Origin of the sequence: Umezawaea sp. Da 62-37, from assembly GCF_032460545.1 — a bacterium.
Lineage (GTDB): Bacteria > Actinomycetota > Actinomycetes > Mycobacteriales > Pseudonocardiaceae > Umezawaea.
In genome coordinates, this window is the sequence record NZ_CP135965.1 from 9,084,670 (window position 1) to 9,106,706 (window position 22,037).

The 22,037-nt window shown below is 72.7% G+C and carries 19 protein-coding genes and 1 riboswitch; of the genes, 9 read left to right on the forward strand and 10 right to left on the reverse strand.

Features of this window, described 5'->3' with window-relative positions:
- The first annotated feature begins 29 nt into the window (after window positions 1-29).
- Window positions 30-1,160 (forward strand): M24 family metallopeptidase, encoded by a 1,131-nt coding sequence (locus RM788_RS41230; protein WP_315925489.1) that lies wholly within the window; start codon window positions 30-32, stop codon window positions 1,158-1,160.
- Window positions 1,157-1,606 (forward strand): Lrp/AsnC family transcriptional regulator, encoded by a 450-nt coding sequence (locus RM788_RS41235; RefSeq protein ID WP_315925491.1) that lies wholly within the window; start codon window positions 1,157-1,159, stop codon window positions 1,604-1,606. The genes RM788_RS41230 and RM788_RS41235 overlap by 4 nt, the downstream gene beginning before the upstream one ends.
- Before the next feature lie 9 nt (window positions 1,607-1,615).
- Here RM788_RS41235 and RM788_RS41240 read toward each other — a convergent pair whose 3' ends face one another.
- Genes RM788_RS41240 through RM788_RS41250 form a run of 3 tightly spaced genes read right to left on the reverse strand, consistent with a single transcriptional unit; the run spans window position 1,616 to window position 7,324 of the window.
- Window positions 1,616-2,779 (reverse strand): FAD-dependent monooxygenase, encoded by a 1,164-nt coding sequence (locus RM788_RS41240; RefSeq protein WP_315925493.1) that lies wholly within the window; start codon window positions 2,777-2,779, stop codon window positions 1,616-1,618.
- A 52-nt stretch (window positions 2,780-2,831) separates the two neighbouring features.
- The gene (locus RM788_RS41245) at window positions 2,832-5,804 is read right to left on the reverse strand and encodes an AfsR/SARP family transcriptional regulator (RefSeq protein ID WP_315925495.1); all 2,973 of its coding nucleotides are present in this window, start codon (window positions 5,802-5,804) and stop codon (window positions 2,832-2,834) included.
- Window positions 5,805-5,863: 59 nt separating this feature from the next.
- Window positions 5,864-7,324: a glycosyl hydrolase family 79 C-terminal domain-containing protein gene (locus RM788_RS41250; RefSeq protein ID WP_315925497.1), complete on the reverse strand. Its 1,461-nt coding sequence runs from the start codon at window positions 7,322-7,324 to the stop codon at window positions 5,864-5,866.
- Window positions 7,325-7,473: 149 nt separating this feature from the next.
- On the opposite strand from RM788_RS41250, the gene RM788_RS41255 reads away from it, so the two are divergent.
- The 3 genes from RM788_RS41255 to RM788_RS41265 all read left to right on the forward strand — a co-directional run bounded on the left by RM788_RS41255 (window position 7,474) and on the right by RM788_RS41265 (window position 9,875).
- Window positions 7,474-8,205, forward strand: coding sequence for an MBL fold metallo-hydrolase (locus tag RM788_RS41255; RefSeq protein ID WP_315925499.1), 732 nt, complete (start codon window positions 7,474-7,476; stop codon window positions 8,203-8,205).
- 61 nt (window positions 8,206-8,266) lie between these two features.
- Window positions 8,267-9,211 (forward strand): GlxA family transcriptional regulator, encoded by a 945-nt coding sequence (locus RM788_RS41260; RefSeq protein WP_315925501.1) that lies wholly within the window; start codon window positions 8,267-8,269, stop codon window positions 9,209-9,211.
- Between the two features lie 13 nt (window positions 9,212-9,224).
- A complete protein-coding gene (locus RM788_RS41265; protein WP_315925503.1) occupies window positions 9,225-9,875 on the forward strand; it encodes a DJ-1/PfpI family protein in 651 nt (216 codons plus the stop codon).
- A 58-nt stretch (window positions 9,876-9,933) separates the two neighbouring features.
- Here the strand turns inward: RM788_RS41265 and RM788_RS41270 are convergent, their stop codons facing one another.
- Window positions 9,934-12,201 carry a CHAT domain-containing protein gene (locus RM788_RS41270; RefSeq protein ID WP_315925505.1) on the reverse strand — a complete coding sequence of 756 codons (2,268 nt, stop codon included), beginning with the start codon at window positions 12,199-12,201 and terminating at the stop codon, window positions 9,934-9,936.
- 187 nt (window positions 12,202-12,388) lie between these two features.
- Window positions 12,389-12,537: riboswitch (adenosylcobalamin (AdoCbl) riboswitch) on the reverse strand.
- Window positions 12,538-12,816: 279 nt separating this feature from the next.
- Between RM788_RS41270 and RM788_RS41275 the strand changes: the two genes are divergently transcribed.
- The gene (locus RM788_RS41275; protein WP_315925508.1) at window positions 12,817-13,404 is read left to right on the forward strand and encodes a MerR family transcriptional regulator; all 588 of its coding nucleotides are present in this window, start codon (window positions 12,817-12,819) and stop codon (window positions 13,402-13,404) included.
- Window positions 13,405-13,494: 90 nt separating this feature from the next.
- Window positions 13,495-14,556 (forward strand): cobalamin-independent methionine synthase II family protein, encoded by a 1,062-nt coding sequence (locus tag RM788_RS41280; protein WP_315925510.1) that lies wholly within the window; start codon window positions 13,495-13,497, stop codon window positions 14,554-14,556.
- Between the two features lie 131 nt (window positions 14,557-14,687).
- Here the strand turns inward: RM788_RS41280 and RM788_RS41285 are convergent, their stop codons facing one another.
- A complete protein-coding gene (locus tag RM788_RS41285; RefSeq protein WP_315925512.1) occupies window positions 14,688-15,674 on the reverse strand; it encodes a carboxymuconolactone decarboxylase family protein in 987 nt (328 codons plus the stop codon).
- A 153-nt stretch (window positions 15,675-15,827) separates the two neighbouring features.
- On the opposite strand from RM788_RS41285, the gene RM788_RS41290 reads away from it, so the two are divergent.
- Window positions 15,828-16,280 carry a winged helix-turn-helix transcriptional regulator gene (locus RM788_RS41290; protein ID WP_315925514.1) on the forward strand — a complete coding sequence of 151 codons (453 nt, stop codon included), beginning with the start codon at window positions 15,828-15,830 and terminating at the stop codon, window positions 16,278-16,280.
- A 9-nt stretch (window positions 16,281-16,289) separates the two neighbouring features.
- Here the strand turns inward: RM788_RS41290 and RM788_RS41295 are convergent, their stop codons facing one another.
- Both RM788_RS41295 and RM788_RS41300 read right to left on the reverse strand, forming a co-directional pair.
- Complete coding sequence (locus tag RM788_RS41295) at window positions 16,290-17,924, reverse strand: FAD-dependent oxidoreductase (protein ID WP_315925516.1); 1,635 nt, start codon at window positions 17,922-17,924, stop codon at window positions 16,290-16,292.
- Complete coding sequence (locus RM788_RS41300; protein ID WP_315925518.1) at window positions 17,921-18,475, reverse strand: DUF5987 family protein; 555 nt, start codon at window positions 18,473-18,475, stop codon at window positions 17,921-17,923. Before RM788_RS41300 ends, RM788_RS41295 begins: the two co-directional genes overlap by 4 nt.
- Window positions 18,476-18,912: 437 nt before the next feature.
- On the opposite strand from RM788_RS41300, the gene RM788_RS41305 reads away from it, so the two are divergent.
- Window positions 18,913-19,677 carry a helix-turn-helix domain-containing protein gene (locus RM788_RS41305; protein WP_315925520.1) on the forward strand — a complete coding sequence of 255 codons (765 nt, stop codon included), beginning with the start codon at window positions 18,913-18,915 and terminating at the stop codon, window positions 19,675-19,677.
- A 140-nt stretch (window positions 19,678-19,817) separates the two neighbouring features.
- Here RM788_RS41305 and RM788_RS41310 read toward each other — a convergent pair whose 3' ends face one another.
- From RM788_RS41310 to RM788_RS41320, 3 genes are all read right to left on the reverse strand, one after another.
- On the reverse strand, window positions 19,818-20,801 hold the full coding sequence (locus tag RM788_RS41310; RefSeq protein ID WP_315925522.1) for a DUF1702 family protein: 984 nt from the start codon (window positions 20,799-20,801) through the stop codon (window positions 19,818-19,820).
- Window positions 20,802-20,844: 43 nt separating this feature from the next.
- Window positions 20,845-21,183, reverse strand: coding sequence for a hypothetical protein (locus RM788_RS41315; RefSeq protein WP_315925524.1), 339 nt, complete (start codon window positions 21,181-21,183; stop codon window positions 20,845-20,847).
- A gap of 180 nt (window positions 21,184-21,363) precedes the next feature.
- Window positions 21,364-22,032 (reverse strand): winged helix-turn-helix transcriptional regulator, encoded by a 669-nt coding sequence (locus RM788_RS41320; RefSeq protein WP_315925526.1) that lies wholly within the window; start codon window positions 22,030-22,032, stop codon window positions 21,364-21,366.
- Window positions 22,033-22,037 lie beyond the last annotated feature (5 nt).

A 22,037-nucleotide genomic window follows, 5' to 3' on the forward strand; every position in this document is an offset into this window, starting at 1 on the left:
CACCGGGCACGCCCACTAGGCTCGACGGCATGTCGACCAGCATTGGCCCCATCGACGTGGACGCCCTGCGCGCACGCCTCGACCGCGCTTCCGCCGCCGCCGCCGCGGCGGACGTGGACGCCCTGTTGATCTCGCCCGGTTCGGACCTCGCGTACCTGCTCGGAGTGGGTGGCACGTCCTTCGAGCGGCTCACCTGCCTGGTGCTGCCGGTCGGGGGCACCCCGGTGCTGGTCGTGCCGAAGCTGGAGCACCCCGGCTACGCGGGCCTGCCCACCGACGAGCTGGGTGTGGACGTCGCCACCTGGGTCGACGGCGAGGACCCGTACCGGATCGTCACGCGGTCGCTGCGCGGCACCGGCCGGATCGCCGTGTCGGACATGATGCCCGCCCTGCACACCCTCGCCCTGCGCGACGCGGTCGGCGGCGAGCAGGTGCTCGCCGGACCGGTGCTGCGCGAGCTGCGGATGCGCAAGGACGCCGTGGAGATCGCGGCGCTGCGCAAGGCGGGCGCGGCCATCGACCGCGTGCACGCGCGGGTGGGGGAGTGGCTGCGCGCGGGCCGCACCGAGGCGGAGGTCGGCGCGGACATCGCGGCCGCCATCGTCGAGGAGGGCCACACCGTCGCCGAGTTCGTCATCGTCGGCTCCGGCCCGAACGGCGCCAGCCCGCACCACGGCCTGTCCGACCGGGTGATCGAGTCCGGTGACGTCGTCGTGGTCGACATCGGCGGCCCGGTCGCCGAGGGCTACTGCTCCGACTCCACCCGCGTCTACTCCGTCGGCGAGCCCCGCTTCGACGACGTGCGCTCCACCTACGCCGTCCTCCAGGCCGCCCAGCAGGCGGCCGTCGACGCCGTCCGACCCGGCGTCACCGCCGCGTCGATCGACGCCGCCGCGCGCGAGGTCATCGCCGAGGCCGGGTTCGGCGAGTACTTCGTGCACCGCACCGGCCACGGCATCGGCCTGGACGTGCACGAGGAGCCCTACATCGTCGGCGGCAACGACCTCCTGTTGGAAGAGGGCATGGCGTTCAGCGTCGAACCCGGCATCTACCTGCCCGGCCGCTGGGGCGCCCGCATCGAGGACATCGTCGTGACCACCGAGACCGGTGTGGAAAGCCTCAACAACCAGCCCCACGACCTGGTGGTGCTGCCCGAGTGACGAACCTGGAGCCCATCGACCGGGCGATCCTGCGGCAGCTGGCGGCCGACGGCAGGTGCAGCTTCACGGATCTGGCGGAGCGGGTCGGGTTGAGCGTGTCCGCCGTGCACCAGCGGGTGAAGAGGCTGGAGCAGCGCGGGGTGCTGAAGGGGTACGGGGCTCGGCTGGACGGTGATGAGATCGGGCTGCCGTTGAGCGCGTTCATCTCGATCACGCCGATCGACCCGGCCGCGCCTGATGATTATCCGCGCCGGTTGGAGCACCTGGCGCAGATCGAGGCTTGTTATTCGGTGGCGGGGGATGCCTCGTACGTGCTCCGCGTCCGCGTGGCCTCACCCGCCGCGCTGGAGGACCTGCTCCGCCAGATCCGCGAGGCCGCGAACGTCTCCACCCGCACGACCGTCGTCCTGTCGACCCCGTACGAGGACCGCCCGCCCGCGGTGTGAGGTCCGGCGTCAGCGCGGCGACCCGGTGAGCGCCGGGTAGTCGTCGAGGTTGATGCGGGTGGCGAACCTGTCGGTCATCTTCATCATGTGGCGGAAGAGGAAGCCGGTGGTGAAGAGGCGGTTGCGGAGTTTGATGCCCAGTTTCGTCTTCGGGGCGAGGAAGGGGCCTGCGTTGCCGTTCTTGGAGATTTTGGCGTAGGGGCGGAACTTCTCCTCGTAGCGCTGGAAAGCTGTGCGGTGGTCGCCTGCGGCTTGGACGAGTTCGCCCGCGAGTACGTAGGCGCCGACGATGGCCAGGCCGGTGCCGAAGCCGCCGAGGGTGTTGCCGTAGGCGGAGTCGCCGAGCAGTGCGATGCGGCCGTGCGAGTACCGGTCGATGTCAACCCGGCTGATCGAGTCGACGTACACCTCGGCGGCACCGTCCACACCGGACATGAGTTCGGGTAGGCGCCAGCCCGCGTTTTGGTAGGCGTTGCGGAGCACGGTTTTCTGCTGTTGTACGTCGTACCGGTCGTAGTCGAGCGGTTCGGAGGCGAACACGAAGAACGCGGTGGCCTTCGGGCCGCCGATGGCGGCCATGAGGCCGGGTTCGTTGTACATCACCGAAGCCTCTTCGGGGCCGCCGAGGTCGGTGAGGGCGTAGTGGTAGCCGAGGTGGTGGACGTGGGCGGATTCGGGGCCGAACGCGAGGCGGCGGACGTTGGAGTGGATGCCGTCGGCGCCGATGACGAGGTCGAAGGTGCGCGGGGCGCTGTGGTCGAAGGTGGTGTGCACGCCGTCGGTGGTCTCGGTCAGCGAGGTGATGGAGTCGCCGAACACGTACTCGCAGGTGTCGGCTGTGCGGTCGTGCAGGAGGCGGGACAGGTCGCCGCGGCGGATCTCGATCTCGCCGCCGGTGAACTCGCCGGGGATCACGGCCAGTGCGCGGCCGTCGGCGTCGACGACGGTCTGGTCGTGGCCGCCGGTCTGCCGCCGCCGCACCTCGTCGAGGATTCCCATGCGTTCCAGGACGGCGCGGTGCGTGGCGCCCTTGAAGTTGACGGCCTGGCCGCCGTCGCGCAGGCCCGGCGCCTTCTCGACGACGGTGACGGTGCAGCCCGCGATCGAGAGCCAGTGCGCGAGGGCGGGACCGGCGATGCTCGCGCCGGAGATGAGGACCGTGGTGTTCTTCATGTCCGGCAGCGTGGCCGGGGCCGCTGACAGTTCGTCGGCGATCGGCTGACAGTCAGCCGTCGAGCGCTGTCAGCGCCTGCGCGCGGGACAGCGCCGCACCCCGTGCGAACGCCTCCGCGAACGCGGTCGAGCCCAGGACTTCGGTTGCGGCGGAAGCGAGGCGAGCCACGTCGGGGTCGCCGGTCGCGGTTGTGCCGCGCAGCGCGACGGCGGCTCCGAGCAGCAGCGCGGCGCGCTCGGCCGAGCCGGTGAGCAGCGCGGCGTCGGCCAGGCCCTCGGCGGCGGACGCCAGTGTCGAGCCCAACGAGGACGTCAGGGCGACCGCCACCGCCTCCGGGTACCGGTGGGCGTCGCCGAGTCTGCCGAGTGCGATCAGGGCCTGCGTGCGGATGGCCTCGGTGCCGTAGTCGCCGTGGCCCGTGGCCAGGGCGAGGTCGAGCTGGTGGCGGGCCTCGGTGTCGTCACCGCGCAGCCGGGCGAGTTCCCCGAGCCCGAGCCTGATCGCGGCGGGCGTGTCCGGGCGGCCCGCTTCGGTGCTCAGCTCGGCGGCGAGCCGGTAGTCCACGGCCGCCGCGTCGGGCTCGCCCTGCCGCACCAGGCAGTCCGCCCGGCGGCAGAGCACGTCCACGCGCTCCTCCAGCGCGCCCAGCTCCGCGAACTTCGCCAACGCCTCGGCCCACAGCGCGTGCGCCCGCGCCCACTCGCCCCGCCAGCTCGCGACCTGCGCCAGCCAGTCGAGGGCCTGGGAGGTGCCCCATCGCTCGCCGAGCCCGCGGAAGGCGTCGAGCACGGCCAGCAGCAGCCGTTCGCCTTCGGCGGTCCGCCCGTCGAGCACCCGCACCAGCCCGACGCTCAGCCTGCCCAGCGCCGCGTTCCACGGGTCGGTGCCCAGCGGCGGCTCGTCGTCGGGCACCGGCCCCCGCGGTCCGACGGTCATGCCCCACATCGCCGTGCCGAACGGGTACCGCATGAGCCACCCGTTGGCGCTGATGACCGCCTCGCCGCGGACCCAGTGCTCGGGCGCCGCCCTCGGCACGGCGTGCACGACGCAGGCGACGTACTCCTCCTCCAGCCCGGCGGGCACGTCGGTCAGCAGCGCCGCGGCCGCTTCACCGGCCTGGCTGCTGCGCCCGCTGAGCCACCAGTACGCGGACAGCGTCGCGACCAGCCGGTACGCCGTCTCCCGCTCCTCCCGCACGGCCCAGCGCAGCGCGGCCATCAGGTTCGCGTGCTCGGCCGACAGCACCGCCAGCCACTCCAGCTGGTCGGCCGCGCGCAGGTGCGGGTCGGCCCGCGCGGCCAGGTCGAGGTGGTAGCGGGCGTGCGCGCGGCGCAGTTTCCGCTCCTCGCCGGACCCGGCCAGCCGGTCCGCGCAGAACAGCCGGATCGTGTCGAGCATCCGGTACCGGACGCCGTCGGTCTCGACCAGCGACTTGTCGACCAGGTCGGCCAGCACGTCCTCGGTGCCCCCGCAGACCCGTTCGACGGCGGCGAGCGGCGCGCCGCCGGTGAACACGGCGAACCTCGCGGCCAGCTCGCGTTCGGCCGGGCCGAGCAGGTCCCAGCTCCACTCCACGACCGCGGTCAGCGTCCGGTGCCGGGCCGCGGCGGTGCGGTCGCCGCGCGACAGCAGCCGGAACGGGCCGTGCTCGACCAGCCGGTCGGCGACGTCCTCGACGGTGAACTGGCGCAGCCGGGCCGCCGCCAGCTCGATCGCGAGCGGCAGGCCGTCGAGCGCCGCGCAGATCCGGACCACCGCCTCGACGTGGTCCCGGTCGACGGCGAACCCCGGTCGCACGGCCGCCGCGCGGTCGGCGAACAGCCGGACCGCCGGGTAGCCGCGGGCGTGGTCCGCGGCCACGCCCGGTGGCGCGACCTCCAGCGGTGCCAACGGGAGCAGCGCCTCGCCGGTCAGCCCGAGCGGCTCGCGGCTGGTGGCCAGCACCGCCAGGTCGGGGCACTCGGCCAGCAGCGTGCGGACCAGCTCGGCGGCCGCGTCGACGACGTGCTCGCAGTTGTCCAGCACCACCAGGTCCCGGCCCAGCGCCGCGACCAGCCTGCGTACTGGCCCCTGGGCTCCGGACTCGCGCAGCCCCAGCGCGCCGAGCACCGCCCACGGCACCTGGTCGCCGTCGGTCAGCGGGGCCAGGTCCACGAACACCGCGTCCCGCCGCGCGGACTCGACGGCCAGCCGCGTCTTGCCGATCCCGCCCGGCCCGGTGATCGTGACCAGCCGCGCGTCCCGCAGCTCCGCCAGCCGCGCCAGCTCCCGGTCCCGGCCGGTGAAGCTGGTCAGCTGGGCGGGCACCCCGCGCCGCGCGGGCCGCTGGGCCCGCAGGATCTCCAGGTGCACCGCCGCCAGCTCCTCCGACGGGTCCGCGCCCAGCTCGTCGGCGAGCACCTGCCGTGCCCGCGTGAACTCCGTCAACGCCTCCCCGCGCCGCCCGGCCGTCTCCAGCGCCCGCATCAGCCGCGCCCGCAGCCGTTCCCGCAACGGGTGCGCGTCCACCAGCTCCCGCAGCTCCGCCACCGAACCCCCGCCCGCCTCGGCCAGGTCCTCGCACGCGGTCAGCCGCAGCTCCTCCAACCGCGCCACCTGCGCGTCCCCGTGCGGCAGGTCGACCAGCGCGGGCCCGCGCCACAGCCCCAGGGCCTCCCGCAACACCACGACCGCGCCGTCGTGCCGCCCGGCCTCGACCAGCCGACGCCCCTCACCCGCCAGCCGCTCGAACCGGTGCACGTCCACGTCGTCGGGCTCGACGGCCAGCCGGTACCCGCCGCCCCCGAACTCCACCAGCCCGCCCAGCGCCCGCCGCAACCGCGACACCTGCGCCTGCACCGCGTTCCCCGCGCCGACCGGCACGTCCTCCCCGTACTGCCCCGCGACCAACCGCTCCACCCCGACCACCCGGCCCGCGTCGAGCAGCAGCATCACCAGCAGCGCACGCGGCTTCGGCCCGCCGACGTGGATCGCCTCCCCGTCGGCGGACCGCACCTCCAGTGGGCCCAGAACGCCGAATCGCACCGGGTGATTGTCGGTGCGCACGCCCCGGTGGCCCCGCGCGGGGCCACCGGGAACGGGATCTAGCAGCCGTCCAGCGTGATCAGCACGGCGCTGCCCGCGTGCACGTCGACGCCCAGCGACCCGCCGCGCACCCGCACCTGCTCGGCCTTGCCGGGGTCGAGGTGGCCCTGGCGGTCGACGGTGGCGCCCTGGACGGCGGTCGGTTCCGCGCCCAGGCTGTCGCCGGTGAGGCGCAGGACGTCCGCGGAGCGCGCCCGGCCGTCGACGGCGATGTCGAGGTGGACGGGGGCGGCGGTGGTGTCGTCCTTCTGGACCACGGCGATCCTGGTGCGGCCGTCGTCGCCCTTGACGGCGTAGGCGGTGACGTTGCGATCGGTCGAGAGGGTGAGCGGCAGGAACCGGCCCGCGCCCATCCGCCTGGCCATCCACAGGCCGTAGTAGATCGGCATGGCCTTGTACACCTGGGCCTGCTCGTCGGCGGCGTCGGCGGCGCAGATCGGCGTGTAGCGCTGGAACTTGCCGTTCCAGATCGGCTCGTTGCACACGCCGAGTCCACCGTGGACGTTGACGCCGTCGACCCCGGCCTGGGCCATCTGCAGGCTGTAGTCCAAGCCCCACAGGGCGGAGGCGAACTTGTTGCTGACGCCGTCGACCCCGCCGCCGTAGGCGGAGTTGGCCTCGTCGACACGGAAGGGCAGCCCGTTCGCCTTGGCGGCGGCCAGGTTCGCCGAGACGGACTTGAGCTGGGCGGTCACCGTGGCCGGTGCCATCAACGTGGCGATGGTGGCGTCCGGGCCCGCGCTGTACTGGTGCACGGTGAGCATGGACATCCGGTCCTTCTCGTCCGCGGCCAGCGAAGCCGCCCACGACGAGGAGGTGCCCGCGGTGTCCGGCCCGGCGATGCGCTTGCTGCCGACCGCGGCGGCGCACATCTCCCAGTCCGCCTTGTAGTCCGGGTAGGCGTAACCCGCGGGGCGGAAGGCCTTGCCGACCCACTGGTCGGGCTCGTTGCCGCACTCGGCGGCGACCAGCTTGTTCCCGAGGATGGACGCCATGGACCTCGCCTGGTCGGCGCCCAGCGCGGCGTCCCAGCGGCCGAGGTTGATGCCCACCATGGTGTTCCACCCGGTGACCGACAGGAACCTGTTGAGCCGCTTGACGTCCGTCGGTGTCACGACGTCGTTCACCCACGTGGGCAACGGGTCCGGGGGCTGCTGGCCTTCGGGCACCCACAGGGTGTCGCGGTCGAGCGTGTTGCCCGAGATGCGGACATTGCTGCGCCCCAGGGTCTTGAACAGCGCGGCGGTGTTGCCCTTGGCGGCGTCGAGGTTGCCGATGCCGAGCTCGCGCATCTCGAACGAGAGCCCGACGAAGTCGGACGCGATCCGCCCCGCCGGGTGGGCGGAGTCGATCGTGATGGTGGCGGTGGACACCGGGGCCGCGACGGCGACCCCGTTCACCGAGGCCACGATGACGGCCGCACCCACGGCCGCTCGCCAGCCGGTGCTGATTCTGCTCATGCCGATCTCCTCGTACGCGGGGAAGGACCGGCGGCGGCACCCTTGCGAGCGAGCTGTTGCGATCAAGCGGTGCCACGGTACGTCGGGATCGCGGGCAGGGGCAAGATCACGGGGGAATACCGGTCGTCGACACTTCCGGAGGGCGAACGATGAGCGTGGTGCACCGCCTGGGCGACGGGCTGGTCAACTTCTACCTGGTCGACACCGGCGAGGGGATCGTGCTGGTGGACTCCGGCCTGCCGGGGCACTGGCGCGGGTTCCTCGCCGACCTGGAACGGCTCGGGTTCGCGCCGACCGACATCACCGACGTCCTGGTCACGCACGCCCACCCGGACCACATCGGACTCGCCGAGCGGCTGCGCGTCGAGGCGGGCGCGCGGATCCACGTCCACGAGGCCGAAGTCGCGCTCGCGGCCGCGCCGCTGAAGCCCGCCGCCGACTCCCGCCCGGAGAAGTCCGTGCTCGGCTACGCCCTGCGTCGGCCGTCGGGCCTGCGGACCCCGTTGCACCTGCTCCGGCTGGGCGGGCTGCGCACCAGGCCGGTGCTGGACCCGGTCGCGTTCACCGACGGCCCGCTGGCCGACGTGCCCGGCCGCCCGCTGGCCGTGCACGCCCCCGGCCACACGCACGGGAGCACGGTGTTCGTCTTCCCCGACCACGCGTTCACCGGCGACGCGATGGTGACCAGCGACCCCATGGTCGGCCACGTCGGCCCCACGCTGCTCTGCCGGGCGTTCACCAACGACGGCGGAAAAGCGCTGGAGTCGTTGCGCGCACTGGAGGCGCACGACGTGCGGAACGTCCACCCCGGCCACGGCGACCCGTGGGACCGGGGACTGCCCGCGGCCGTCCGGGCGGCGGTGGCCGCGGGCGTGCGGTGATGGCGGGATCCGAGGGTCATCGGTCGTTGCCGCCATGAGCGGGCTCCCGCACAGTGGGGGAGTGCGCGAGATCCTGGTCATCGGCTACGACGACGTGTCGTTGCTGGACGTGGCGGGCCCGGTCGAGGTGTTCGACGGCGCCCGCCTCGCCGGGGCCGACTACCTGGTGCGGCTGGCCTCGGTCGGCGGCGGTCCCATGCGGGCCACCGCGGGCCTCCGGCTGGTCACCGAGGACCTGGCCGCCATCGAGGGGCCGGTCGACACGGTGGTGGTCGTCGGCGGGTTCGGGTCGGACTCGGTCGACGACGAACTGGTGGCGCACCTCCGACGGCTGGCGGGCACGGCCCGCCGGATCGCCGGGGTGTGCACCGGCGCCGCGGTGCTGGCCGAGGCCGGGCTGCTGGCGGGTGGACGGGCCACCACGCACTGGGCGTACTGCCGCCGGTTGGCCCTGCGCCACCCGGACGTCGAGGTCGTGCCGGACGCGATCTTCGTGCGGCACGGGCGGATCACCACGTCGGCGGGTGTCACGGCGGGCATCGACCTGTCGCTGGCCCTCGTCGCCGACGACCACGGGCAGGACATGGCGCGCGAGATCGCGCGCTGGCTCGTGGTGTTCCTGCAACGGCCCGGCGGCCAGTCGCAGTTCAGCGTGCGCTCCAGGGTGCCCGCGGTCAGGTCGGAAGGCCTGCGCGCGGTGCTCGACGCCATCGCCGCCGACCCGGCCTCGCCGTGGACGGTCGCCGCGCTGGCCGACCGCGCCGCGATGAGCCCCCGCCACCTGGCACGGGTGTTCCCGCGCGAGGTCGGCGTCCCACCCGCGCGGTACGTCGAACGGGCCCGCGTCGAGTTCGCCGCCTCGTTGCTGGACTCCGGGGACGAGGCGCTCGACGTCGTCGCCCGCAGGAGCGGCTTCGGGTCGCCGGAGACGTTGCGGCGGGCGTTCCAGCGGGTCGTCGGCGTCACACCGGGCAGCTACCGCGCACGCTTCCGCACCGTTTCCTGACAGGGGAGAACCGATGGACATCGCCTTCGTGCTGTACCCGGACATGACCGCGCTCGACCTGGTCGGCCCGTACGACGTGCTCGCCCACGCGCCGGGCGTGACGCCGCACTTCGTCGCCGCCACCCCCGACCCGGTGCGCTGCGACGCGGGGATGCTGATCGCGCCCACCACGACGTTCGCCGAACTCGACCGGGCCGACGTGATCGTCGTGCCGGGCGGCAAGCCCTTCGGCGTGCTCGCCGAGGGAACGGTGGCCGCGTGGCTGCGCGAGGTCCACCCGACCGCCACGTGGACGACGTCGGTGTGCACCGGGTCGACGCTGCTCGCCTCCGCGGGCGTGCTGGCGGGCAAGCGCGCCACCACGCACTGGGCCGTGCGCGACCTGCTGGCCTCGCTGGGGGCCGAGGTGAGCACCGAGCGGGTGGTGCGCGACGGCTCCGTGATCACCGCCGCGGGCGTGTCGGCGGGCATCGACATGGCGTTGGCGCTGGCCGGGATCCTGTGGGGCGACGACGTGGCCAAGGGGCTCCAGCTGGCCATCGAGTACGACCCCCAGCCGCCCTACGACAGCGGTTCGGTGGAGAAGGCGCCCGCCGAGGTGGTGGAGGCCGTTCGCGGGTTGATGCTCAGCGGCTTCGGCGCGGACCGGGACCGAACCGGGTGAGGTCGGGCAGCCCCGACCCCACCCACCGCGGTCCCGGCCGAAGACGTGGCCACCCCCGTCAGAAGGCCTGGTAGGCGGCCCAGATGACGGGGTGGGGGCCGTTGACGTCCCCGGCGGGGTCGGCGCCGCCGCGCAGCGAGTGCACCTTCCACTCCGTGAGCATCCGCAGTTGGGTCGCGCGGAGCAGGACCCCGGCGTCGGCGTCCGGCGCCAGCATCCCCTTGACGAGGATGTCGTCGAACGTCCGCGTGAACGACGAGTCGAACGCGTCCACGCCGGTCGCGATGACGTGGTGCGCGCCGGACTGGATGATGCCCGCCGCGAGACCGATCGTCTCGTCGCCGAGCGCGGCGTCGCCGGTGTGCGAGCAGCGGGACAGGATCACCCGCGACGGCATCGGCAGGACCGGCGCGCCGTCGTCGGCGGTGTCGAGCAGCTCGCCCGCCCGCAGCTCGCCGTCCTCGGCCAACGACAGGGCGGGCCAGGACTGGGCGTGCCCGGTGTGGAGGAAGAGGCCGCTGGTGCCCGGACCGATGTCGCGCAGCGCCTCGGTGAGGGCGGTCCTGGTCGCCGCCGCTCCTTGCAGCCACACCCGCGGCCTGCCCGCCGTGGACGGGTCGGGTCGCGGGTGGGGCGACCCGTCGGGGGTGTCCCAGGCGAGCAGGAACGGCGTCGCCCGCCCCAGCGGTGGTTCGGGGCGCGCCGAGCGCTCGCTCTCGACGGCGCCGGACGTCCACATCCGCAGGACCGCGCGTTCGATCAGCCGGTCCTCCGTGCCGGGCACCACCGCGATCGGCCACAGCACCGCGGCCAACTCCGGCGCCGCCGCGATCGTGAGGCGCAGCGGCGCGTCGCGCGTCGCCCGGACGAGCAGTTCCACCAGCGGTTCGGGCAGCACCGCCCCGATGGCGGTGGAGATGGCCTGCTCCTCGGGCGACCTCCAGTCCGCCAGGTGCCGCACGGGCTCGTAGTCCGGCGCCCCCGGACGGCCCGTCCGCAGCACGGGCCGGAGGTCCTCGTGGTCGCGCAGGTCCGACACGCCGTGGCCGACGTGCGCGCCGTCGACGGCCAGGAACCAGAACAGCATCCCGTTCTCGACGTGGGTCGCCCAGAACGCGCCCTCGGGGAACGCCATGGCGCCGGGGGGCACCGGCTTGGGCATGAGCAGGCGGGTCGCGTTGAAAGCGTCGTTGATCGGGGTGAACAGCGACGAGTCCGCCCGCGGTCCGCGCGGTCCGCACCGCGCCGGGTCCTCGCCTGCGACGGCGAGCATCGCGTCCAGGCCCGCGCCCCCGACCTCGACGCCGACCTCCGCGGCGATCACCGACTGGCGGCGGCAGTTCTCGATCAGCTCGCCGACCGACCCGCTGTCCCCCAGCGCGATCGACGCCTGCAACGCGGCGTGGCGGGAGGGGGCGAAGTAGCGCCACGTGGCCTGCCGCTGCGCGTGGGAGCAGGCCTGGTAGCGCGACGAGCCCAGGAACGCCCACGCCGCCAGCGCCAGTTCGCGGCACTCCTCGTGGCGGCCCATGGCGAGCAGCACGCCCGCCTTGCGCTGCCGCAGGTCGGCGAGCACCCAGCCGTCGGCGCGCACCCCCTCGAGGTAGGCCGTCGTGGTGTCGAGCAGGTCGAGCGCCTCGTCGAGGTGACCCTCGTCCGCGAGCCGCCCCGCGGTCGCCGACGCCAGGTACCCGTGCGGCGCCGGACCCAACGGCCTGGTCAGCGGGAACCTCGACACCTCGGCCCGCGGATCGGCCCACGGGTCGGCCAGCGCCCTGGCGATCCGCTGGAAGTGCTGCTGCGGTCCGGTCGCCGGTCCCAGGTCGTCCAGGAGTTCGGCGGCGGTCGCGCTGTCCCCGTCCAGCAGCCTGCACAGGATCAGCATCGAGAAGGTGCGCTGGGTGTTGCGCTTGTCCCACCAGAGCAGCGACGCGCGCGCGTAGCAGTCGGCGGCGGGTTTCCAGGAGCCGAAGCACAGGTACAGGCGGCCGAGCATCTCGTACACCTTGGCCAGGGGCTTGTCGTGCAGGAACGGGGAGCGGCTCCGGTCGGTGTCGCGGTGCAGCCGCATGACGGCCGATCGCGCGAGCGCGAAACCCGCGTTCCCGATGTCGTGCTCGCGGGTCAGGCGGAGCCCGGTCAGGTAGCCCTCCAGCTCCGAGATCTCCAGCGACAGGTCGTGCGGCAGCCCGGCGTCGTCCGCGTACCGCTCCAAGCGCTTGGTCAGGTACCGCGCCCAGGCCGGGGCGGGCGCGTTCGGTTCGGGCACCCGCCGCGCACGTGCCGCGCGGCCGACCATGGCGAGGGTTCTCGCGTAGATGTGCATGGGGTGTCCGGCTTCAACCGCGGCACATCGGGACGGGGCCGGGTCGTCGATCCGGGTGGGGGTCGCACCGGGGCCGCCGTGAGGCCGCCGTCCCGGCTCCGGTCTCGGTCGGGGTGGCGGTCGCCTGTGGAGCGGTGACCGGACTGGTGCCGCGCGACACGGCGATGGAGAGCATCGGAAGCCTCATGAGAACCCTTTCCCGCAAGCCCACGACAGGAGTTGGTCGAGCACCGCGTGGTGCGGGCGACCGGGCTCGCCCCCGGAGGGGCACACCGTTGCGGGACAGCGCCGGATTCCCACCGGACTTCCCCCGCTCCACGCTGATATGGAGTTGGACGGCACGCGGACGCTCGTTCCGCGCACCCCCCGGAGCCGTGAAGCGACCCGAGGATCCCGGAACGGGCCTCGGTTGCGGCATTGCGATCCTGCCAAGGGCGCGGTGTTCGCGCAACGCCGATGTTGCCGTTCCCGAACGGTGGAAGCACGCGGCCGAGGTCTTCCCACCGGACCCGTCCCGCCAACCGCGAACGGGCCGACGACAGCACGTTCGAGGTTGGCGGGCGGCCGACCGGCGGCGGACGCTGTCGATCCGGGCGTCGTGGAGGGGGAGTGCCGGTGAAGGTGTCGGAACTGGCGAGCGCGGCGAACGTGTCGATCCCGAAGATCAAGTACTACCTGCGCGAGGGGATGCTGCCGCCCGGCACGCTGACGAGCCCCAACCAGGCGTGGTACGGGGCCGCGCACCTCCGCAGGCTCAAGGTGATCAGGGCGCTGGCCGAGGTCGGCGGGCTGTCGATCGCCGTGACGCGGGACGTCCTGCTCGCGGTGGACAACGAGGTCCGCGACGGGGTGCTGCCCGACGTCGTCACGACCACTCCGGACGAGTCCGATTTCGACACCGGGTCGTGGTCCGTCGCGCGGGCGCGGGTCGAGGGGATGTTGGCGCGGCACGGTTTGGGCGGGGCCGAGGGCACGGCGAGCTGGCGCGCGCTGGTGACGGCCGTGGCCGTGATGGTCGACCTCGGTCGTGATGACCTGCTGGAACTGGTGGAGCCGTACCTGGTGATCTGCACGCGGCTGGTGGACGTGGAGGCGGGCGCGGTCCGGTGCGCGGACGACGCCGAGGGCGCCGTGCTGGGAACCGTGCTCGGCGACGTGGTCCTGTCCGCGCTCCGGCGGCTGGTCAGGGCGCGGCCCGATTAGCGGAGCCGGGCCGGTCCGCATCTTCCATCGTGCTCACTTTTCGCGGCGACGGCCTTTTCCCAGGCCCCGGTGGATGGTGAGAATGGACACGTGATCATTCCCACTGAGCCCATCGGCAGCATTCCGCGTCCGGACTACCTCCAGGACGCCTTGGCGGAGTTCGAGTCGGGGCGGGGGAACCAGGAGGCGCTGGACGCGTGTCGCGACCGCGCTACCGCCGAGACCATCGCGCGTTTCGAGGAAACCGGCTCACCGGTGGTCGTGGACGGCGAGCAGTCGAAACCGAGTTTCCTGGGCTATCCCCTGCAGGGGTTGACCGGACTGGCACCGGACGGCGCGGTCATCCCGTTCGCGGACGGCCACACCCGCCGGTTGCCGCGCCTGAGCGGCGGCCCGTTCCGCTACGGCGTGCGCGCGGCGTCCTACGTCGCCAAGGCGAAGGCGCTCACCGACAAGCCCGTCAAGCAGGCGGTGATCGCGCCGTCCCTGCTGAGCCTGCTGTACCCGGCGGGCGGCATCGACGGCTACTCCCGCGAGGCCTTCCTGAGCGACCTCGCCGACGAGAGCGAGGCGGACATCCGGGGCTGCCTGGACGCGGGCGCCGAGTCCGTCCAGCTGGACTTCACCGAGGGCAGGCTGGCGCTCAAGCTCGACCCGTCCAAGGGGCTGCTGCGCGACTTCGTCGCGATCAACAACAGCGTCCTGGACCGGTTCTCGGCGGAGGAGCGGTCGAAGCTCGGCGTGCACACGTGCCCCGGCGGCGACCAGGACTCGGCGCACAGCCTCGACGTCGACTACGCCGAGCTGCTCCCGGACCTGTTCCGGCTGAACGTCGGCACCTTCTACGTCCAGCTGGCGGGCGAACCCGACCGCCCCAGGGTGCTCGGGCTCCTCCGCGAGCACTCCGCTCCGGACCAGCGGATCTTCGTCGGCGTGATCGACCCGATCGACCCCCGCGTCGAAACCCCCGAAGAGGTGCGCGACCGGGTCGTCGAAGCGGCCCGGTACATCCCGGTGGAACGCCTGGGAACGTGCGACGACTGCGGGTTCTCGCCGTTCGCCGACGACCGCTCGACCTCGCGCGACACCGCGTTCGCCAAGATCGCGGCCAGGATCGCGGGCACCCGCCTCGCGGCCGAGGCGCTGGGCTGACGCCGGACGCGGCGACCCGGCTTTCGCGCGGCGGGACCGACCCACCCCCGCACGGTGGTCGGAGCGCGACGCCGACGAGGGCCGGGGCCGGGTTCCCCTTGCCGACACCCCGATCCCCTGCGGCGTGACCGCTACCCGATGAGCGGATCGGGCGCCCGGCGGTCGGCCCCGGTCCACTCGCCGATCCGGCGGGCCGCGGACATGCTGGCCCAGGAGGTCAGCTCCACGAGGGACCGGTCGTCCGGCCGGGTCCCGCGGAATTCCGCGATCGCCGACAGGTCCAAGCAGGAGGACGTGAGCGCGGTCTGCACGGCGATCAGGCCCGCGGGTCGGTCGGCGGGCGGCAGTTCGGCGACCGCGTCGATGACGACCTCGCGGTCCGGCGCTTCACCGTCCCAGTCGACCAGCATCCTGGGGAGCAGCGCGCGCACCGATTCCGGTGCCGACCGCGCACCCGCCTCGTCGATCGCCGCGGCGGCGCGGGCGAAGGCGTCCGCGACCCGTGGGTTCTCGCGCGTCCAGCCCAGGTCGGCGGGCAACCGCGCCGCGGGCAGCAGGTCGAGCGACGTCCCCGGCGCGTGGTGGGGATGGGCGGCCCCGCGCATGAACCGGCCGAGCATGCGCAGCGTCCGGCTGCGGGCGGCCTCGGGAAGACCGGGCGGCAGCGGGGAGTCCGGCAGGAAGACGTTCACCATCCGGTTGACGTAGTGGAACGTCAGCACGACCCCGACCAGTTCCGGGACGTGCGCGGCCGGGACGGTCGCCGGGATCGTCGCGGTCGTGGCCTTCGCGGTCCCGCGCGCCCAGTCGGCGACCAGCCGGACCTCGTGGTCGGACTCCGGGTCGTCGGGAACCGTGGTGCCCCACGCCTCCAGCGTCATGCTGTGCACGTCCACGCAGTAGGGGCAGCGGTTGCACAGCGACACGGCCGTGGCGACCGCTTCCTTGGTGCCCCGGTCCACCCGGTCGGTGACGATCAACGACTCCCGCAGCATGAGCCAGCAGGCGGCCATCACGGTCGGGGCGACCGCGTGCAGCGCGACCGGTGGGGCGAGCAGGCCGAAATCCCCCTCCACCTGCTGGTACACCGAGGCGGTCAGACCACTGGCCTCGTTCATCGGGATCGGCGAAACATGCCGAATTCCCTTCAACGATCTGCGTAACGCCGTTTGGAGCAAAATTCTACTCAAGTCCGTCCCCCGTTCGTCGCAGACGGTTAACACCGTACTGCAAGTCAGTTCGGTGAAGCAACTGACTATATGATGTGCCGAATGATGAAGAGGACGTACATTGGTGAACGATGCACCGTCGCACGCGCGTTGGAGGTGGTGGGCGAGCGGTGGACATTGTTGATAGTGCGGGACGGGCTGCTCGGCGTGACGCGTTTCGAGGAATTCCACGACGCGTTGGGCATTCCGCGCAACGTGCTCACGGCCAGGCTGAACCTCCTGGTCGAGCACGACGTGCTGGACCGGGTGCCCTACCAGGCGCGACCGGTCCGGTACGAATACCTGCTCACGGCGAAGGGGCGCGGGCTCGCGCCCGTCGTCCGCGCCCTGCTGGAGTGGGGCGACGAGCACTACTCCGACGACCTGCCGGAGCCGCCGACGAAGGTGGTGCACGCGGGCTGCGGCGGGCGGGTGCTCTCGCGGACGGTCTGCGAGAACTGCCACCGCCCGCTCGCGTCGTCCGACATCACCGCCGTCAGGGTGACCGGCGGATGAGCGGACGGGTCACACCGCGGGCCGCGGCGCCGCGGCGCTCGCCGCCGTGACGACCGGGACCGGCGCGTGGTGGCTCACGGGGATCCCGCGTTTCCGCGCCGCTTCGAGGATTCCGGGGATCGCCCGCTCGGCCAGCGCGCCGATCGTGAGCGCGGGGTTGACGGTGAGCGCTCCTGGAACGGCCGAACCGTCCGTGACGAAGATGCCGGGGTGCCCGCGCAGTTCGTGCCGGTCGTCCAGCGCCGACGTCGCCGGGTCGTCGCCGATCCGGCACGACGCGAGCGGGTGCACCGTGTACGCGCCGACCAGGTCGTTGGTCCACGGCGTGACCTCGGCCAGCCCGTCGCGCTCCAGGATGTCCTTGACCTCCGCGTCCGCCTCCGCCCACGCGCGCAGCGTGTTCGGCGTCGGGTCGTAGCTCAGCACGCCGCGGCCCAGCATCTGCTGGGAGATGCGGTAGGCGTTGCCGGTCGGCGGGGGAGGGCCGAACACGCCCTCGTTGTCGTCCTCGATCATCTGGAAGATGATCAGCCAGGACTTCCAGCGGCTCAGCATCTCCTTCTTCGCCGGGCCGAACCAGGCCGAGTCGCCACCGCCGGGCGCCTGCGCCAGGATCGTGCCGAGACCGGGCGGGAAGTACAGCTGTTCCAAGGAGAACCGGGAGTACTCCGGGAGTGACCCGTCCACCCGGTCCCAACTGGCCACCACCGGGCCACGGCCGATCCGGTTGGCCTCGTAGGCGACGCCGTCGCCGCGGTCCAGACCCAGCACGTCCCGCACCCGGTCCTCGTTGACCACGGCGGTGTTCAACCGCTCGCCGTTGCCCGAGAAGTACCGGCCGACCGCGTGCGGCATGGCGCCGAGCGCCTCCTCGGACCGCTTCAGGATCACCGGCGTGGCGCCCGCCCCCGCGGCGAGGACGACGAGCTTCGCGTCGATCTCGCCCCCGCCGGTGTGGACCCGGTAGTCCACCTCGTCGATGGTCGTGTAGTGCACGCGGTAGCCGCCGTCGTCGTTCCGCGAGACGCGCTGCACCTCGTGCAGCGGCCGGACCTCCGCGCCGTGGTCGACCGCGGCGGGGATGTAGTTGAACAGCAGCGAGCGCTTCGCGTCGAACCGGCACCCGGCCATCATCCAGTTGCAGTTCGTGCACCTGGCGCGGTCGACGCCGACCGGGACGAGGTTGGCCGTGCGGCCCGCGTGATCGCACGCCGCGGCCCACAGCCCGCCGGCGTAGGAGACGTCGTCCCAGGTCTGCTGCTCGACGGCCATCGCATCGGAGATCCGGTCGTACCAGGGGTCGAGGGTGTCCCGGCTGATCGCCGCGGGCCACATCCGCCTGCCGATGCCGCCGTGCCGTTCGAACGCGTACCGGGGCGCGCGGGGCAGCGCGGCGAAGTACACGACGCTGCCGCCGCCGACGCAGTTGCCCGACAGCACGCTCATGCCGTCGCCCGCCACGAAGTCGAAGACCCTGGTGTAGGAGGAGCCCAGCAGGAAGTCGTGCTCGAAGTCCGGGCCCGACAGCCAGGGGCCGCGTTCGAGCAGGACGACGTTCGCCCCGGCCGCGGCCAGGTAGTAGGCGGTGATCGCGCCGCCGAACCCGCTGCCGACGACGAGGACGTCCGTTGACTCGACGGTCATGCCGGGCTCCCGGAGGGTGTGGTGTCGGGGTGCTGCCGCGCCAGCGCCCTGCCGTAGGAGTGTTCGCGGAACCGCCAGAGGCCGTCCTCGTCCGGTTCGCCGAACCCCATGGCGAGCAGACCGGGGTGTCCCGCCGCGATGGCGTCGGTCGTGTGGACGTGCGCGGCGCTGTCGTAGGCCATGTTGCTGAACATCGCGAGCAGCACCCAGCCGTCCTTCTCCGGGTGGCCCGGTGCGACCAGGCGGCTGATCAGTTCGGCGCGGTGCTCGTAGGGCAGGGCGACGAACGGGGGAACGTCGTCGTCGAGTTCCAGCGCCGATTCGGCGGCGTACGCGGCGGCGTGCGCGTTGAGCGCCAGGGAAAGGGGGGCGAGTCCGGCCGTCACGCCGGTCGCCTCGGTGCGCAGCAGTTCCAGGGCGCCCGCTTGGACCGCGCCCGGCCCAGGGGCCGCGCCCGCGATCGCCCTGTCCTCCGGCGACCGCCGTTCACCAGGAATTATGGTGTCGGCGAACGCCTCCAGCGTCATGGTCTGGACATCGTCGGCATCCATCGATTCGCTCCCTGTCCCCGTCGCGCTGACCGGTCAACGGAAATGTCCTCGCCCGCTGGTGACGGCTGCCGACCGCCACCGATCCATCGTCCGGGTGACGGCCGTTCGAACGCACCTCCGAGCTTGCGTACCTGTGGCGGGAGCGGCGTCGTTCGCGCGCGGAATGCTTCACCCGTTTCGCCCCGTACGACGGGGTGTTTGTCACGCTGCGTGGGATTTGATTTGTTAATGAGCGTTATCATCGTATTCGCAGAGTGACATCGCCGTCACTGTTCGCTTGCGGGTCCATGTGGGTGCTGCTAGCGTGGTCGATGGATAAGGATTAGTAATCCGCGACACTGTGGAACCCGGTGAATAATATTTTTTGTCCGTCGGGATCGTGATCGGACATCTCGCGAATCGGAAATCTTGGGTGCGGCCGATTGCTAGGGGGCGCAGTGGACGAATTGATTGAGAAAGCGGTCGGCCGCGCTATCGACGTCATGTGCCAGAAAATGGGCGAGCAGGTCACGCTGGACGACATGGCGCGGGCGGCGATGTTCAGCAAGTTCCACTTCTCCAGGATCTTCCAGCGGGCCACCGGCATCTCGCCAGGCCGCTTCCTGGCCGCGATGCGGTTGCAGGAGGCGAAGAGACTGCTGCTGTGCACGTCCCTGACCGTCACCGACATCAGCCAGCAGGTCGGCTACCAGAGCGTCGGCACCTTCAGTTCCCGCTTCCGCAGCAGCGTCGGCATCTCGCCGAGCACGTACCGGCGTCTCGGCGGCGTCTCGTTGCTGGTCTGCGGGACGGACACGCGCAGGCACCCGGCGTCGAACCGACCCGCGACCGTCCACGGCTGGATCGCCGTCCCGTCCTTCCCGGTCATCCTCGGCAAGATCTTCGTGGGTCTGTTCCCCGATCGGCTGCCGCAGGGGCGGCCGGTGCGGTGCGCGGTGCTGCGCAAGGCGGGGCCGTACGAGTTCAACGACGTCCCGCTGGGAACGTGGTACCTGCTCAGCTACTCCGCCGTCGCCGGCCGCGCGCCGGTCGTGCCCAGCGCGCGCGACCACGGCGACGGGTTGTACGTGGGCTGCCACGGACCGATCACCATCCGGCCCGAGACCCAGGTGCGCCCGGCCGACCTGAGGCTCAGGCCGATGAGCAGGCTGGACCCGCCGGTGCTGCTGGACGTCGGCACGTTGCAGGTCGTCTCCTCCTGAGTCCGGTCGTCCGAGTTCCGCTCACCGGGTTCCGCCTTCCGGGATCCGTCGTCCCGGAGTCCGTTGTGGACGTTCCGGCCCGCGACCGCCGCGCGGTGCCCGGTCGTCGGTTCGTGCCGGTGGTCAGTTCGTGCCGGTGGTCAGTTCGGTAGCGAGGCGAAGTGGGCCCGGATCCTGCGCCGCCACAGCTCGTACGTCGGTTCGGGACCGTCCTCGTCGTGGCCGACCGTGTCGTCCGCCAGCGCCACCGCCGCGTCGACACCCAGCTCCCCGAGCGCGCTCGCCGCCCACTCGGTGTGGTCGGGGACGAACCCCGCGTGCGCTCTCGCCTTGACGGCGAACACCATGCCCAGCGCGACCTCGTCGCGGTACCGCCCGGCCAGTCCGCGCAGCGCGCGCAGGGCCTCCGGCGCGGCGCCACCCGCGAACGTCGACGCCAGGCCGACCCCGCTCCACAGGTCGGCGTGCCTGCCGGGGTCGAACCGGGCCACCGCGTCGGCCACGTCGTCGGGACGCGCGCCGTGGATGAACCACAGGGCGCGGCCGATCCCCTGGTCGACGGCGCGCGGGAAGTAGTCCGGCTTGCCCTGCCAGGGGTACGGCGCCGGGACGTGCTGCCGGTCGACCCACTTGCGGGTGTCGAAGTACGCGCGGTCGAACCCGTAGCCGTCCACGGCCAGCCAGCTCATCGCGGGGTGGTACGGCGCGGACCCGGTCAGGTCCGGGACGACCCGGCGCCACAGCGGCCGGGGGAGCCGGGCCATCGCGAACCCGATGCCGATGTAGGCCAGGAAGAGGTGCGGCCGCCCAGGACCGTCGAGCAGGTCGCGGGTCTTGTGCCCGCGCCCGCCGCGCATCGCGTCGAGGATCGTGCACGCCATCGTCGCGCCCTCGTAGGCGAAACCGAGGTGTTCCCGACGCACCAACGAGAGCCTGCGTTCCAGCTCCCACGGGGAGCGGGTGTCGATGCCCCACTCGAAGCCGCAGAGCACGGCCTGCGGGATCGCCTCCAGGTGTTGGGCGACATCGGCCGGGCCGGGCGGGAAGCCCCGCCGTTCGAACGTCACCTCGGTCAGCGCGGGCGTCATCACCAGCCTGCGCGCCGAGCCCAGCGTGGTCGGCATGGTCCTCCTCTTCGTGTGCGTCAGACCCAGGGGCCATGGGGTATCAAGGGATGACGACGTCCCGTTGGGCGGGCAGCCGGACTTCCCGGTGCGGGGAGGTGAACGCGCCGGCGGTGATCAGGGAGACCGCGGGCGTGTTGGGAAAGCGCTTGCTGATCCGGCGGAACGGGTCGCGGACGAAGCCGGAGACGAAGGCGAACGCGACACCGGCGACGGTGCCGCCGATCGCGGAGTCCACGAAATCGGCCGACTGGGCCACCGTCGGCGGGATGCCCGCGATCACGCCGAGCCGCACGACCGGGCCGCGCCCGCGGGGGAGGTGACCGGTGACGAACGTCGAGGTCGCTTCCGGTGGTCCGGTCGGGGGAGTGGGACGCGCCATGGGTTCTCCCGTGGACTGGGTGAACGGACAACGTGGGGTGTCCACGCTAGCAGCGGCACCGCGACTCCGGTGCGGTTCGCGATCAGGTCGGCAGCACGGGAGAAACGGATTCCGCGGACGTGGATCAGTTGCGGTGCAAAGGTTTCCAGACAGCACGGGGGAGCCGTGCGACCGGTCGCCCTAGCCGACCGGCACCCGGTACCGGAGGGGGCAGAACAGCCTCGGCAGCTCCGCCACGGCGGCCATGTCCCCGCGCACCGCCATGTCCCCGCCGTCGAGCGAGTCGCGCAGCGAGCGGGTGCGGCACAGGTACGCGTGCAGGGTGGGGACGTCGGTGTCGATCACCGCGTCCGGCGCGTCCACCTCGCCCCTCGCCAGGTGGAGTTCACCGTCCACGACGCACACCCGGTACGGGCGTTCGCCCACCCGCAGCCCGAACCTGATCGTCCGCCCCCAGGCCGCCACGGGGTCGAACAGGACGCGCAGCGACAGCACGTTCGCGTCGACGCTGCGCGGCGGCGTGCGCGGCGGGTCCGGCGACCGCAGGGCCCACCCGCCGAGCGCCTGGATGACGGGTTCCAGCCCGTAGCCCCACTCGGTCAGCTGGTAGACCCGGAAGGGCGTGGGGGGCGGCAGCCTGAGGCGGATCGCGACACCCTCCCGGACGAACTCGCGCAGGCGTTGCGCGAGCACGGTCGGGCTCACCCCCGGCAGGTCGACGCGCAGATCGGTGAAGCGCTTCGGGCCGAGCATCAGTTCGCGCGCGATCAGCAGTCCCCAACGCCCTCCCACGACGTCCAGGGCGTACGCGGTCGCGCACCCGTCGTCGTAGGAGCGGTTGGGCGCCATACCCC